Annotated in this window: 12 protein-coding genes; 7 read left to right on the forward strand and 5 right to left on the reverse strand. The window is 62.2% G+C overall.

Annotation, left to right across the window (positions count from 1 at the left end; genetic code table 11):
• Positions 1-200: 200 nt before the first annotated feature.
• Positions 201-1,934, reverse strand: coding sequence for an IlvD/Edd family dehydratase (locus B4L76_RS00785; protein WP_296229819.1), 1,734 nt, complete (start codon positions 1,932-1,934; stop codon positions 201-203).
• A 182-nt stretch (positions 1,935-2,116) separates the two neighbouring features.
• Here B4L76_RS00785 and B4L76_RS00790 point away from each other — a divergent pair, with 182 nt between their 5' ends.
• From B4L76_RS00790 to B4L76_RS00820, 7 genes are all read left to right on the forward strand, one after another.
• Positions 2,117-3,424, forward strand: a complete 1,308-nt coding sequence (locus B4L76_RS00790; RefSeq protein WP_296229820.1) for an MFS transporter — start codon at positions 2,117-2,119, stop codon at positions 3,422-3,424.
• Between the two features lie 28 nt (positions 3,425-3,452).
• Positions 3,453-4,442: an AraD1 family protein gene (gene araD1, locus B4L76_RS00795; protein WP_296229821.1), complete on the forward strand. Its 990-nt coding sequence runs from the start codon at positions 3,453-3,455 to the stop codon at positions 4,440-4,442.
• A 204-nt stretch (positions 4,443-4,646) separates the two neighbouring features.
• Complete coding sequence (locus tag B4L76_RS00800) at positions 4,647-6,221, forward strand: aldehyde dehydrogenase (NADP(+)) (protein WP_296229822.1); 1,575 nt, start codon at positions 4,647-4,649, stop codon at positions 6,219-6,221.
• A gap of 95 nt (positions 6,222-6,316) precedes the next feature.
• Positions 6,317-7,648, forward strand: a complete 1,332-nt coding sequence (locus B4L76_RS00805; RefSeq protein ID WP_296229823.1) for an MFS transporter — start codon at positions 6,317-6,319, stop codon at positions 7,646-7,648.
• Between the two features lie 9 nt (positions 7,649-7,657).
• Complete coding sequence (locus tag B4L76_RS00810; RefSeq protein ID WP_296229824.1) at positions 7,658-8,614, forward strand: 2-hydroxyacid dehydrogenase; 957 nt, start codon at positions 7,658-7,660, stop codon at positions 8,612-8,614.
• A gap of 335 nt (positions 8,615-8,949) precedes the next feature.
• Complete coding sequence (locus B4L76_RS00815; RefSeq protein ID WP_296229825.1) at positions 8,950-9,252, forward strand: hypothetical protein; 303 nt, start codon at positions 8,950-8,952, stop codon at positions 9,250-9,252.
• Positions 9,253-9,300: 48 nt separating this feature from the next.
• On the forward strand, positions 9,301-9,489 hold the full coding sequence (locus tag B4L76_RS00820; RefSeq protein ID WP_296229826.1) for a hypothetical protein: 189 nt from the start codon (positions 9,301-9,303) through the stop codon (positions 9,487-9,489).
• Positions 9,490-9,575: 86 nt separating this feature from the next.
• Here the strand turns inward: B4L76_RS00820 and B4L76_RS00825 are convergent, their stop codons facing one another.
• The 4 genes from B4L76_RS00825 to B4L76_RS00840 all read right to left on the reverse strand — a co-directional run.
• The gene (locus B4L76_RS00825) at positions 9,576-10,391 is read right to left on the reverse strand and encodes a DUF6708 domain-containing protein (RefSeq protein WP_296229827.1); all 816 of its coding nucleotides are present in this window, start codon (positions 10,389-10,391) and stop codon (positions 9,576-9,578) included.
• Positions 10,392-10,526: 135 nt separating this feature from the next.
• Entirely contained in the window at positions 10,527-10,775 is a 249-nt protein-coding gene (locus tag B4L76_RS00830; RefSeq protein WP_296229828.1) for a PAAR domain-containing protein, read from the reverse strand.
• Positions 10,772-11,584: a DUF6708 domain-containing protein gene (locus B4L76_RS24215; protein WP_349679061.1), complete on the reverse strand. Its 813-nt coding sequence runs from the start codon at positions 11,582-11,584 to the stop codon at positions 10,772-10,774. The genes B4L76_RS00830 and B4L76_RS24215 overlap by 4 nt, the downstream gene beginning before the upstream one ends.
• The coding region (locus B4L76_RS00840) for a T6SS effector BTH_I2691 family protein (protein WP_296229830.1) at positions 11,581-13,486 on the reverse strand (1,906 nt) is incomplete at its 5' end. The genes B4L76_RS24215 and B4L76_RS00840, both read right to left, overlap by 4 nt.

Raw genomic sequence — 13,486 nt, forward strand, 5'->3', positions numbered from 1 at the left:
TAACGCCAGCTTTGAACATTGGAGCAAGCCAGTTGCTCCCAGAGGTGTAGCGTCAACTCGAAGCAGCGCAGTACCTGTGGGAGCGGGTTTACCCCGCGAAGCAGGCGACGCGGAGGGTGGCATTGCCGGTGTTTGTGGGCATGCTCTGATGCAACTCAGTCAAGCGATTTGGGGCCGCAAAGCGGCCCCAAGGACGCGCCTTAGTGCGAGTGCTTGGGCACCGCCGCGCCGCGGCAACCGACCAGGAAGTCGAAGTCGCAACCTTCGTCGGCCTGCATCACGTGGTCCAGGTACAACCTGGCGTAGCCACCGCTGATCAACTGCGGCGGGGCTTGCAGGTCGGCCAGGCGGCCAGCCAGTTCCTGCTCGGAAATGTCCAGGTGTAGGCGGCCTGCCTTGCAATCCAGTTCGATCCAGTCACCCTCACGCACGGCCGCCAGTGGCCCACCCGCCGCAGCCTCCGGCGCCACGTGCAGCACCACGGTGCCATACGCCGTGCCGCTCATGCGCGCATCGGAAATGCGCACCATGTCGGTCACGCCCTGGGCCAGCAGCTTGGCCGGCAGGCCCATGTTGCCGACCTCGGCCATGCCTGGGTAGCCCTTCGGCCCGCAGTGCTTCATCACCAGCACCGAATTAGCGTCCACCTCCAGTTCGGGGTCGTTGATGCGTGCCTTGTAGTCCTCGAAGTTCTCGAACACCACCGCCCGACCACGGTGCTGCATCAGCGCCGGGGTGGCCGCCGACGGCTTGAGCACGGCGCCCTTGGGCGCCAGGTTGCCGCGCAGGATGCAGATACCGCCGTCGGCCACCAGCGGCTTGTCGATCGGGCGGATGACTTCCTCGTCATACAGCGGCGCAGCCTGGCAGTTGTCCCACAGGCTCTTGCCGTTGGCGGTCAGCGCGCCGGGGTTGGGCAGCAGGCCATGTTCGCCCAGGCGGCGGATGACCGCGGGCAGGCCACCGGCGTAGTAGAACTCTTCCATCAGGAAGCGCCCCGAAGGCTGCAGGTCGACCAGGGTCGGCATGCCGCGGCCGATGCGGGTCCAGTCTTCCAGTTGCAGGTCTACGCCGATGCGCCCGGCGATGGCCTTGAGGTGGATCACCGCGTTGGTCGAGCCACCGATGGCGGCGTTGACGCGGATGGCGTTCTCGAACGCTTCGCGGGTGAGCAGCTTCGACAGGCGCAGGTCTTCGCGCACCATGTCGACAATGCGCATGCCCGACAGGTGGGCGAGCACGTAGCGGCGTGCATCCACCGCCGGGATGGCGGCGTTGTGCGGCAGCGAGGTGCCCAGTGCCTCGGCCATGCAGGCCATGGTCGAGGCGGTGCCCATGGTGTTGCAGGTACCCGCCGAGCGCGACATGCCGGCCTCGGCCGAGAGGAACTCGTTGAGGTCGATCTGCCCGGCCTTGTAGGCCTCGTGCATCTGCCAGACGATGGTGCCGGCGCCAATGTCCTTGCTTTTGTGCTTGCCGTTGAGCATCGGCCCGCCGGTAACCACGATCGCCGGCACGTCGCAACTCGCCGCACCCATCAGCAGCGCCGGGGTGGTCTTGTCACAGCCGGTCAGCAGCACCACGGCATCCACCGGGTTACCACGTATCGCCTCTTCCACATCCATGCTGGCCAGGTTGCGGGTGAGCATGGCGGTGGGGCGCAGGTTGGATTCGCCGCTGGAAAACACCGGGAACTCCACCGGGAAGCCGCCCGCTTCCAGCACGCCTTTCTTGACATGCTCGGCAATCTTGCGGAAGTGCGCGTTGCACGGGGTCAGCTCCGACCAGGTGTTGCAGATGCCGATGATTGGCTTGCCCTGGAACTCGTGGTCCGGGATGCCCTGGTTCTTCATCCAGCTGCGGTACATGAAACCGTTCTTGTCAGCGGTACCAAACCATTGGGCGGAGCGCAGCGGGCGTTTGTGATCAGACATGGGGACACCTAATTAGTATTACTATTTGTCGTTCTGAGGCCGACTGTATCGACAAAAAAGCGCTATGTGAAGGCTTGTTGTTTCAAATAGTAATACTATATGATCGATTTCTCGGTCGATGGCCTGCCAAAAAGCCCGACCAGAGTGCTCTGCCCATTACAAGAACAATCGGAGACATCGCCATGATTCAGGAGCAGCGGCTGGTCCGCCTGATCACACTGAAACTCATCCCTTTTCTGGTCCTGCTGTACCTGGTGGCCTATGTCGACCGTTCTGCGGTGGGCTTTGCCAAGCTGCACATGGGCGCCGACATCGGCCTGGGTGACGCGGCCTATGGCCTGGGCGCCGGGCTGTTCTTCATCGGTTATTTCCTGTTCGAGGTGCCCAGCAACCTGTTGCTCGACCGCTTCGGCGCGCGCCGCTGGTTCGCCCGCATCCTGGTCACCTGGGGCGCGATCACCGTCGGCATGGCGTTCGTCACCGGGCCCAACGGCTTCTACCTGATGCGCTTTCTGCTGGGGGCAGCCGAGGCGGGCTTCTTCCCGGGGGTGCTGTACTACATCACCCAGTGGTACCCGGTGCGCCATCGCGGCAAGATCCTCGGCTTCTTCATCCTTTCCCAGCCGCTGGCCATGTTGATTACCGGGCCGCTTTCCGGCGCGCTGCTTGGGCTTGATGGCAGCCTCGGCCTGCATGGCTGGCAATGGCTGTTCATCTGCATCGGCACCCCCGCGGTGCTGCTGGCCTGGCCGACCCTGCGCCTGCTGCCGGACGGCCCGGCCAAGGTGCGCTGGCTCAGCGACGAGCAACGCAGCTGGCTGCAGGAACAGCTGGCCAACGACCTGCGCGAGTTCGGCCAGACCCGCCACGGCAACCCCCTGCATGCGTTGAAGGACGGGCGGGTGCTGTTGCTGGCGCTGTTCTACCTGCCGGTCACCCTGAGCATCTACGGCCTGGGCCTGTGGCTGCCGACGCTGATCCACCAGTTTGGCGGCAGCGACCTGGTCACTGGCTTCGTTTCGGCGGTGCCGTACCTGTTCGGCATCATCGGCCTGCTGATCGTGCCGCGCAGTTCCGACCGCCTGAATGACCGCTACGGCCACCTCGGCCTGCTGTACGCCCTGGGGGCGCTCGGCCTGTTCCTCAGTGCCTGGCTGAGCGTGCCCGGCCTGCAGCTGGCGGCGCTGTGCCTGGTAGCCTTCGCGCTGTTCTCCTGCACGGCCATCTTCTGGACCTTGCCGGGGCGGTTCTTCTCCGGTGCCAGTGCCGCTGCCGGCATCGCGCTGATCAACTCCATCGGCAACCTCGGCGGCTACCTTGGCCCGTTCGGCATCGGTGCACTCAAGGAGCACACCGGGCAGCTGTCGTCGGGCCTGTATTTCCTGGCTGTGGTGATGCTGTTCGGCTTGTTGCTCACCGGGGTGGTCTACAACCGCCTCGAGCGCCGCCAGCGCCTGGCTTCCACGCGGGTAGCCCCGGCCTCCCGCTAAATTTGGCAACCGAAAAGCGAGCACAAGCATGCGATTGATTCAATTCGAAACCGCCACCGGCGCACGCCGGGTGGGCGTGGTGGAAGGCGAGTACGCCCTGGAAGTACGTGGCGCCGGCAGCACCCGTGAGCTGGCCTTGCAAGCCATTGCTGCCGGCCGTGACCTGGCCGCCGAAGTGCAGGCCGCTGGCCTGGGCGAGCGCCACGACTACCTGGCCCTGCTGGCCGAAGGCCGGGTGTTGCCACCGCTGGACCATCCGGACCCGGCGCACTGCCTGGTCACCGGCACCGGGCTGACTCACCTGGGCAGCGCCGCGACCCGCGACAAGATGCACCAGCAGCAGGCCGAAGGTACCGTGACCGACAGCATGCGCATGTTCCAGTGGGGTCTGGACGGCGGTCGACCGCCGGCAGGCGAGGAGGGCGCGCAGCCGGAGTGGTTCTACAAAGGCGACGGCGGCATCGTCGTGCGCCCGGGCGCCGACCTGCCGCTGCCGGCGTTTGCCGAGGATGCCGGCGAGGAGCCGGAGCTGGTCGGGCTGTACCTGATCGCTGCCGACGGCACCCCGTATCGCCTCGGTTATGCGTTGGGCAACGAGTTTTCCGACCATGTGATGGAGCGGCGCAACTACCTGTACCTGGCCCACTCCAAGCTGCGCGCCTGCAGCTTCGGCCCCGAGCTGCGCCTGGGCGCGCTGCCGGCCCACCTGGAAGGGACCAGCCGCATCCTGCGCGACGGCCGCGAACTGTGGCGCAAGCCGTTCCTGTCGGGCGAGCAGAACATGTGCCACAGCTTCGAGAACCTTGAGTTCCACCATTTCAAGTACGCCCAGTTCCTGCGCCCTGGCGATATCCACGTGCATTACTTCGGCACCGCCACGCTGTCGTTCGCCGACGGTATCCAGGCGCGCCCGGGCGATACCTTCGAGGTCAGCCTCGACGCCTTTGGCCAGCCACTGCGCAATGGCATTGCGGCCGCACCCGCGCAGGTCCGCCCCGGGCTGGTGAAAAGCCTTTGAGCGCGCTGCCAGCCGGTTGATGGATCGGGGCCGCCTTGCGGCCCTTCGCGGGCTCGCCCGCTCCCACAAATACGGCGCAAGCTGGCAGAACTGCGCGGTTTCTGTGGGAGCTGGCTTGCCTGCGATGGGCTGCGCAGCAGCCCCTTTCCACTAACTGCCTGAGACGAGCATCTGAACCTTCCTTCTCATTTACAGGAGTCAACCATGACCGGAAGCAACTTCATTGGCGGCCAGCGCAGCGCTGCTGGCCGCGTGCGCCTGCACAGCCTCGATGCGCGTACCGGCGAAGCCTTGCCGCAGGCCTTTACCCAGGCCACCCCAGAAGAAGTGGACGCCGCCGCGCAGGCGGCCGAAGCGGCGTTTGCCGAATACAACGCGCTGGCGCCGCAACGCCGCGCGCAGTTCCTCGATGCCATTGCCGACCAGCTGGATGCGCTGGACGACACCTTCATCGCCACCGTGTGCCGCGAAACCGCGCTGCCGGCTGGGCGCATCCAGGGTGAACGGGCGCGTACCAGCAACCAGATGCGCCTGTTCGCCCAAGTGCTGCGCCGCGGCGACTTCCTCGGTGCGCGCATCGACCGCGCCCAGCCACAGCGCCAGCCGCTGCCACGCCCGGACCTGCGCCAGTACCGCACCGGTGTCGGCCCGGTGGCGGTGTTCGGCGCCAGCAATTTCCCGCTGGCCTTCTCTACCGCCGGCGGTGACACCGCCGCAGCGCTGGCCGCCGGCTGCCCGGTGGTGGTCAAGGCGCACAGCGGCCACATGGCCACTGCCGAGCAGGTGGCCGAGGCAATCGAGCGCGCAGTGCTCGCCACCGGCATGCCCGCCGGCGTGTTCAACATGATCTACGGTGCCGGTGTCGGCGAAGCGCTGGTGCGCCACCCGGCAATCCAGGCGGTGGGCTTTACCGGCTCGCTCAAAGGCGGCCGAGCCTTGTGCGAACTGGCGGCGGCGCGCCCGCAGCCGATCCCGGTGTTCGCCGAAATGAGCAGCATCAACCCGGTGCTGGTATTGCCGGCGGCCTTGCAGGCCCGGGGCGAGCAGGTGGCCAGGGAACTGGCCGGCTCGGTAGTGCTGGGCTGCGGGCAGTTCTGCACCAACCCTGGGCTGGTCCTGGGTATCGCTGGCGAAGCGTTCAGCAGCTTCCTCACGGCGCTAGGCGCGCAACTGGCCGACCAGCCCGGGCAGACCATGCTCAATACCGGCACCTTGCGCAGCTATACCCAAGGCGTGCAACGCTTGCACCAGCACCCCGGCGTGCGCCATCTGGCCGGTGCCGAACAGGCGGGTGACCAGGCCCAGGCACAGCTGTTCCAGGCCGACGTGAGCTTGCTGCTGAACGGTGACGCCTTGCTCCAGGAAGAGGTCTTCGGGCCGGCCACGGTGGCCGTCACCGTGGCCGACGAAGCCGAACTGCGCCGCGCCGTGCAAGCCCTGCCTGGGCAACTGACCGCCACCCTGATTGCCGAGCCGCACGACTTGCAGCGCTTCGCCGCGCTGGTGCCGGTGCTGCAGCGCAAGGCTGGGCGACTGTTGCTCAACGGCTACCCGACCGGCGTGGAAGTGTGCGATGCGATGGTGCATGGCGGGCCGTACCCGGCCACGTCCGATGCGCGTGGCACCTCGGTCGGCACCTTGGCCATCGACCGCTTCCTGCGCCCGGTGTGCTACCAGGACTACCCGGATGCGCTGCTGCCGGACGCCCTGAAAAACGCCAACCCGCTGGGCCTGCAGCGCCTGGTCGACGGCCAGCACAGCCGCGAGGCGCTGGCCTGACCCCTGGAGTTCCGACGTTGTATCGCTGCCCCCGCCCGGCCAAGGCACGGGCGGGCATTCGACCAATATCCCAAGAACAACAAGAGGTTGCAGCCATGCCCAGTCGCTCCTTACCCGCCGACCTGGTCGCGCGGGAATCGCTGGATAGCCACCTGTTCCGCAAGATCAACTGGCGCATCGTGCCGTTGTTCATCGTGTGTTTCCTGTTCGCCTACCTGGACCGCGTCAACATCAGTTTCGCCAAGCTGCAGATGCAGAGCGCGCTGGGCTTCAGCGACGCGGTCTACGGGCTGGGCGCGAGCCTGTTCTTCGTCGGCTACTTCCTGTTCGAGGTGCCGAGCAACGTGTTGCTGCACCGCATCGGCGCGCGCATCTGGATCGCCCGCATCATGATCAGTTGGGGCCTGACCTCGGCGGCGATGATGTTCGTCACCAGCGAAACCTGGTTCTACGTGCTGCGTTTCCTCATCGGCGTGATGGAGGCCGGTTTCGTGCCCGGGGTGCTGTATTTCTTTACCCAGTGGTACCCCAGCGACCGCCGTGCGCGCATCAACGCCTATTTCAAGAGTTCGATCTGCCTGTGCGGAATTGTCGGCGGCCCGTTGGCGGGGTTCATTCTCAGCCACTTCGACGGGGTCAACGGGCTGGCCGGCTGGCAGTGGCTGTTCCTGCTCGAGGGGCTGCCGTCGGTACTGCTGGGCCTGCTGGTACTGTGGCTGGTCAGTGACCGCATCGAGGATGCCCGCTGGCTCGACGCTGAAGAAAAGCGCTACCTGCGCGAGCGTCTTGATGCCGAGCCCAGGCCCGAAGGGGGCAGCTCGGTGCGCGCCATCCTGCGCGAGCCGGCCTCGGTGGTGTTGTCGGCGATCTACCTGTGCCTGGTGATGGCACTGACCGGGCTGCTGTTCTGGATGCCACAGTTGATTCGCAATGCTGGCGTGGTCGATGCCATGGACATCGGCTTGCTGACCATGGTCCCGTACCTGGTCGCGGTGGTGGGCAACCTGCTGATCGGCCGCAGCTCCGACCTGCGCGGCGAGCGTCGCTGGCACATGGCGAGCTGTGCGGCCATCACCACCGCAGGCTATGCGTTGTGCGCGGGTTTCAGTGGCCAGCTGTGGCTGTTGATGCTCGGCATGAGCCTGGTCATGACCGGGATCATCGCCTGGATGCCGATCTTCTGGACCCTGCCACCGAAGTACCTGGCCGGCCTGGCGGCGGCGGCCGGCATTGCGCTGATCAACTCCATCGGCCAGCTCGGCGGCATTGTCGGCCCGTACCTGGTCGGCAGGGTACGCGACGTCAGCGGGTCGCCGACCCCGGCACTGTGGTTGCTGACGGCAGTCAGCCTGCTGGCGGTGGTATTGATCATCTGGGGCGTCCCGCGCCGGCTGTACGCGGCTCAACCTGAAACGCGCATCAACTGAGGAGGTTCCATGCAACGTGTCGTTTCCTTCGGTCCCATTTCCAGCGCCGAGGTGCTGGCCGACCTGGGCCGACGTTACCACTTTCAGCGTTTCGACCAGCCGCTGGCCGACCGCGAACGCTTTCTTGCGGCGCTGGCCACTGCCGACGGGCTGATCGGCAGTACCTTGCCGCTGGGTGCGGAGCTGCTTGACCAGGCCCCGGCATTGAAGGCCATTGCCAGCGTGTCTGCGGGTTTCGACAACTATGACCTGGCATACTTGCGCAAGCGCGGTATCCGCTTGACCAACACCCCGGATGCGGTGACCGAAGCCACCGCCGATACCGGGTTCATGTTGCTCATGATGGCTGCCCGACGCGCTGGCGAGCTGGCGCGGATGGTGCGTGATGGCGAGTGGACGCACGCTATCGACGCCACACGCTTCGGCCGCGATGTGCACGGCAAGACCTTGGGTATCGTCGGACTTGGCCGCATCGGTGCGGCGCTGGCCAGGCGCGGGCATTTCGGTTTCGGCATGCAGGTGCTGTACAGCGGCAATAGTGACAAGCCCGAGTATGAAGCGCAGTTCGGCGCGAGGCGGGTGCCGCTGCAACAATTGTTGGGCGAGGCGCACTTCGTCTGCGTCTGCGTGCCGTTGAGTCCGGCCACCTATCACTTGTTCGGTCGCGAGCAGTTCGCAGCCATGCGGGCCGATGCAGTGTTCGTCAATATCGCCCGTGGTGCTGTGGTCGATGAGGCCGCGCTGGTGCAGGCGCTGGGCGAGGGGCAGCTCGCCGCAGCCGGGTTGGACGTGTTCGAGCAAGAGCCGCTGCCGGCTGCCTCGCCGTTGCTGGCGTTGCCCCAGGTGGTAGCGCTGCCGCACATCGGCTCGGCCACCGTCGAGGCGCGTGCATTGATGGCGCGAACTGCGGCGGCCGAGTTGGCAGCGGTGCTCGAGGGCAGGGCACCGAACCATCCTGTTCCATAGGGCTATGCACAGCCAGCAAAGAAGCATCGTCCAGCAGGCGCCGGTATTGACCTGGCTTACAAGGTGGTCGAGCGCCCCAACCGGTCAACCTCGAACACCCTGGCTTGCCTTGCTTTAAGTTTGATACAGGAACAGGCGGTCGATGACTTGGCCGATCCTCGTGTTGAACAGGGCCTTGACGGCCTCCGAACCCTAACGGGAAACGCTTTACAGAGCGGCGGGCCATGGTCGGTACCCCGGCCTTTTGCGCCACCTGTCGAACCCAGGGCACTGCTGCTGGCCGTTTCCCGTCCGATCTGTATGCGCGATCAACGCGCAAACCGAGGAGAACTTCCATGGCAAGCGATCAGAAAGACCCCGGCCTCGAGAAAACCGAGTCCGAGCCAAGGCAAGGCGTCGGCGAGGCGTGGTCCGAAAAGCGTCCCGTCGATTGGGATCCGCCGCCTGGCAACCCCGGCTCGGACCAGGACGGGCAGCTGGATAGGGACAATGGCAGCGCCAGGACCCGAGACGAGCAGGCCGGCAGCGGTGATGGGGAAGTCCCGCTACCTGCGGATGACGAAGGCCCTGTCGAGGAAGAGATGCAGGACGTGGAGGCCAACAATTCGGTTTCTGCCGAGCATCCGCAATCGCGTTGATGGGTGGCGCGAAGATCGTTCACACAGTGACTTGAGAGGTATGCAGCGATGAGCCCCGATCCGAGTGCACAAGGCGGTACCAACCCTGACTTGCCCACTTCACCCGACCCGGCAGTTGACCCTGATCGGCCGACCATCCCCGACCCTGATGACGACCCGCTGATGAACGAAGAAGAGGGCGGCGATGGCCAGGCGGATGATGGCCTGGCTGATGATGGTAGGCAGAGCGTCGAATAGCCTGCCCCGTAGGGCCGGACCAGCGCAGGGAATGATTGGCTGGGGACGGCCTTGCGGAACAGTAAGGCTGCCCAGCCGTGGCAAGATCATCGATCCTCTGCCTCAGTTGGGGCAGTACGTGATTCACGGTCAATGTCATCCGGCCAATGTACCTTTGGCGCCAGGCAATGCATGTGGCTCAGGCCATCATCGTCGTTCCAGTCACGGGGTGGGTGGATGAATGCCGGCAGGGCTTCGGGCCCTTGCTGCATGAACAGCCGGGCGATTGCCCAGTAGGTTTCGCCGCGGTAGAGGTCGTGAGTGAAGAATACGCGGTCGATGACTTCTTTGGTTTCCGGGTTGCGGACCGACAGCATGACGTTTTCGATCAGGCCACCGTGGCCGGGAACGTATACTCGGTAGACTTCGGCGGTTAGGTCGTCCCAGTTGTAAGCGACCGGTTTGACGCCCCAGTGTTTGCGGCTAAAGATGAAAAAGCGGTGAAATCGGTACTGATAAATATAGATTTTCCGACGCAGCCGATTGAAACGAATCGGTTCATCTCTGGGGAGTACCAGATCCAGCTTTATGTAAGGCAATAGCGCCCATACAGCGGCTGGGAGGCCGAGTAAAAGAAAAACCATCGTTATCCAGTCGCCTTGCCAATCATTAAAAAACATCAACCAAAATAGAAGCAGTTTCATCACGCCACCTAAAACCAGCGCGGCACCACCTAACAAAACGCCCAATCCTCGCAAGCTAATTGTGGCTCGCGATAGCTCTAGATATATTTCATCATAATGATTTGGAGGCGGCGAAACCCTTTCTGCGTCAAACAGGGGAAGTGGCGCTTCCTCAACATGGGGTAAATCAAAGCTCCAACCCAGTGCTCTCTCGCGCAATACCCTATGCTGATCTTTCACTCATTCACCTCCCGCGCAAACGTCTCAAGTCTTGCGCCCGATATGCTTCTGTCCTGCCAATATGCAATCAGTAAACTTGCCGACCTTATCGTCTGTCTTCCCAAATAGGAAAAAGCTCTACCGCACCCGATATGCTCAATGCGATCCACTTATAGCGGTGTCGGAATAGGCTTGTTTGGTCTTGCTTAGATTAAAATCAGGTTTGTAATCCGGAAACCTCGGCGGCGTAAAACCCGATACTAGTACAGCGCCACACGTGGTGCGGTTTCCCACTCTGGCAACCGGCTTGCCATTGAAGGTGTACGCGGAACTGCCGCTTTCTACCGGGTTGGTGCCATGCAGCGGGCAGACATGCCGATGGCCTACGAGGATTACGGGTTTCATCGCGTCTCTCCTTCAGACGGTGCAGTACGGGATTCACGGTCGATGTCTTCCGGCCAAAGAACCTTTGGCGCCAGGCAGTGCATGTGGCTCAGGCCATCGTCGTCGTTCCAGTCACGGGGTGGGTGGACGAACTTCGGCAAGGCTTCAGGGCCTTGTTGCATGAACAGCCGGGCGATGGCCCAGTAAGCTTCGCCACGGTAGAGGTCATGAGCGAAGAACACGCGGTCGATGACTTCGTTGGTTTGCGGGTTGCGGACCGACAGCATGACATTTTCGATCAGACCACCGTGGCCGGGGGCGTAGACTCGGTAGACTTCGGCGGTTACGTCGTCCCAGTTGTAGGCGACTGGTTTTACGCCCCAGCGTTTGCGACTGAAGATGAATATGCGGTCATGTTTGAACTCATAAATATATATTTTCTGGCGAAGCCTATTGAAGCGAATAGGTTCATCCCTAGGCATAACCAAATCAAGCCTGACATAGGGAGCCAAAGCCCACAAAAATGCCGGAGGAAATAACACTGATATATTTATCAGCCAATCGCGCTGCCAACCGTCATTCAGAAGATTCCAATAAAAATAAAGTGTTATTCCTAGAACAAAAAGCAAACCCGGAAGACCAAGTAAAAATACAACACCTCGAAGAATGATGGTATTTCGTGGCAGTTCGAGGTACACGTTATCGAAATAGTTGGGCGCTGGCTTGATGCTCGCCCACACTTTTCGCCACTCAGGCACTGAGTCCACCGCGGGGAGGTCATGACTCCATCCTAAGGCACGTTCCCACAAAATTTTACCCTCACGTTTCATTCGTGAATCTCCCTGGTACACACCTCAACGTATCCACTCGGCAGGCTCCGATCCGGCCAATACATTACCAAAAGCGTAGCTGCCAGAATTGTATGTTGCCCTATGGCCGGCATGAGCGATATCGAGCCTGAAATTTCTAACTGGCAAAGCCCAGAAGAATAAGGTTTTTGTGTTTCGATAATTGAATGTTTTCGGTCGTAATCAGGGATCCGTGGCGATGCAAAACTCGAAAACGAGGAGGACGGCGATAGAGACTCTTCAGAGCTTGCAAAAAAATCTCCCGAAGCAATAGTTTCTCCACCAACGTAATCGGGATGATTGCCGTCACCGTAACGATGAACAATCAATTTCCAGCGATATCCCGAATACTGCTGATCATACCTAGGCAAAGCGATGAAAAACTTTAGATTGCTAACGCTTTCAACACTAACCAGACCACCAATTTTCGGAAGGCCCGGCTCAGTTGCTAAGCGCGACTCAAAATTCAACTTCGCTTGAACACCTAGCGTGGCGGCATTGAGTTCGGCAAAAGCGATATCCGCATATTGTGGAGCATTCCAATGAATAATCGTTTTTTCGTTTGCTTTTCCAAAGTAGCATCGCCTTATCCAACGTTCCAGATCAGTCGATTCATTTTTCTGGGCGTACTTGCTTAATTGATAAGCAGCAAGCGTAACGATTATCCCGATTCCCAGCGGGCCAAAAACCAGGGGAATGAATACTGCGACTCCGAATGCAACAGTGCCAGCGGCATACAAAACGACCGAAAATAAATATTGATAGTACGCGACATCATCACCCGCAGCGGCAGTGCGTCTCATGGCATTGATTGCTTGGGCCGTATCGAAGACCCCTGCAATCGAACTCACCAAAGCACCAAGCCTTATCAAGGCCTCCCCTGTGACTGCAACACCCTTTGCCTGCGCCAAATTCAGTGGGCCAGCGCTTGATCTCAAAATGAGCCCAACCAGTTCGATACTCCCTCCCAACACGCCCAACTGGGATCCCTGCAACGCCAACTTGGCCTCATGCGCCTTGGGCCCAATTTCCGCTTCCGCCTTTTCCTGATTCCTGCCCAGGCTGTCCTGCTGCAGATACAACCCGCCTATCGCCAGCAGCACTTCCCAACTCCCAGCCACCCCGCGCAACCCGGAAAACCCGGTCCTTACCAATCGGGCCGCCTGCTGTGAGGTGATCTTCATCCCATGCAACAACCTGCGCGCATCGGTTTCCAACGTCCCCGCCGCCACCGAGATATCCACCAGGGCAAGCTGCGCCGCGCTGCTCGCCTGGTTCACCCCCATGCTGGCTTCCTTGAACAACCGCCCATGCACTTCTTCGGCCTTGCCCTCGACCCACACCGTCACGCTGATCATCGTGTGGCTGAAGCGTGGGTCGAGCACGGCCAGGCTCATCAGCCCGTGCTGGATGATCGGCCGCACCTTGCGCATCGACTTCATCGAGCCAAACTCGAAATCGTCGATGTTGCGCTGCATCCGGTCCCGCGCCGCGGCAATGGAGGCATTGGCCTTGTGCTGCAATTCGCGTAGGTACTGGCTCTGCAGGGCGCAGTACTCGCCCAGCTTCATCTTCACTTCCAGCTCGATCAGCTGCACGCCGTTGTACAGATACTGCGTGGCGCTGTTCAGTTGCCGCACGGCTTTCTGGATGCCAGGCGACAGGCAGGGCGCCAGTCGCTGACTGGCTGCATTGAGCGCGCTTTGCGTTTCGGCGATGGCCTGCTTGAGGGTCGTGCGCAGGCGCAAGCCGGCGTCGTCACTGGCGACGATCTTGCTCAGCATGCTGTAGAGCCTGTCACTGTCATTCCAGTTGATCGCTTCTGTGGCAGAGAAACTGGGCAGCAGCCCGGCCAGCAGTGCTTGGTCGCGCATCAGCAAGGAG

The organism is Pseudomonas sp. UBA4617, assembly GCF_002386445.1.
Lineage (GTDB): Bacteria > Pseudomonadota > Gammaproteobacteria > Pseudomonadales > Pseudomonadaceae > Aquipseudomonas.

Bases quoted from the DNA above. Each gene is read 5' to 3' on its own strand.
- B4L76_RS00785 (WP_296229819.1), bottom strand. From the start codon at position 1,934: ATGTCTGATCACAAACGCCCGCTGCGCTCCGCCCAATGGTTTGGTACC.
- B4L76_RS00790 (WP_296229820.1), top strand. From the start codon at position 2,117: ATGATTCAGGAGCAGCGGCTGGTCCGCCTGATCACACTGAAACTCATC.
- araD1 (WP_296229821.1), top strand. From the start codon at position 3,453: ATGCGATTGATTCAATTCGAAACCGCCACCGGCGCACGCCGGGTGGGC.
- B4L76_RS00800 (WP_296229822.1), top strand. From the start codon at position 4,647: ATGACCGGAAGCAACTTCATTGGCGGCCAGCGCAGCGCTGCTGGCCGC.
- B4L76_RS00805 (WP_296229823.1), top strand. From the start codon at position 6,317: ATGCCCAGTCGCTCCTTACCCGCCGACCTGGTCGCGCGGGAATCGCTG.
- B4L76_RS00810 (WP_296229824.1), top strand. From the start codon at position 7,658: ATGCAACGTGTCGTTTCCTTCGGTCCCATTTCCAGCGCCGAGGTGCTG.
- B4L76_RS00815 (WP_296229825.1), top strand. From the start codon at position 8,950: ATGGCAAGCGATCAGAAAGACCCCGGCCTCGAGAAAACCGAGTCCGAG.
- B4L76_RS00820 (WP_296229826.1), top strand. From the start codon at position 9,301: ATGAGCCCCGATCCGAGTGCACAAGGCGGTACCAACCCTGACTTGCCC.
- B4L76_RS00830 (WP_296229828.1), bottom strand. From the start codon at position 10,775: ATGAAACCCGTAATCCTCGTAGGCCATCGGCATGTCTGCCCGCTGCAT.
- B4L76_RS24215 (WP_349679061.1), bottom strand. From the start codon at position 11,584: ATGAAACGTGAGGGTAAAATTTTGTGGGAACGTGCCTTAGGATGGAGT.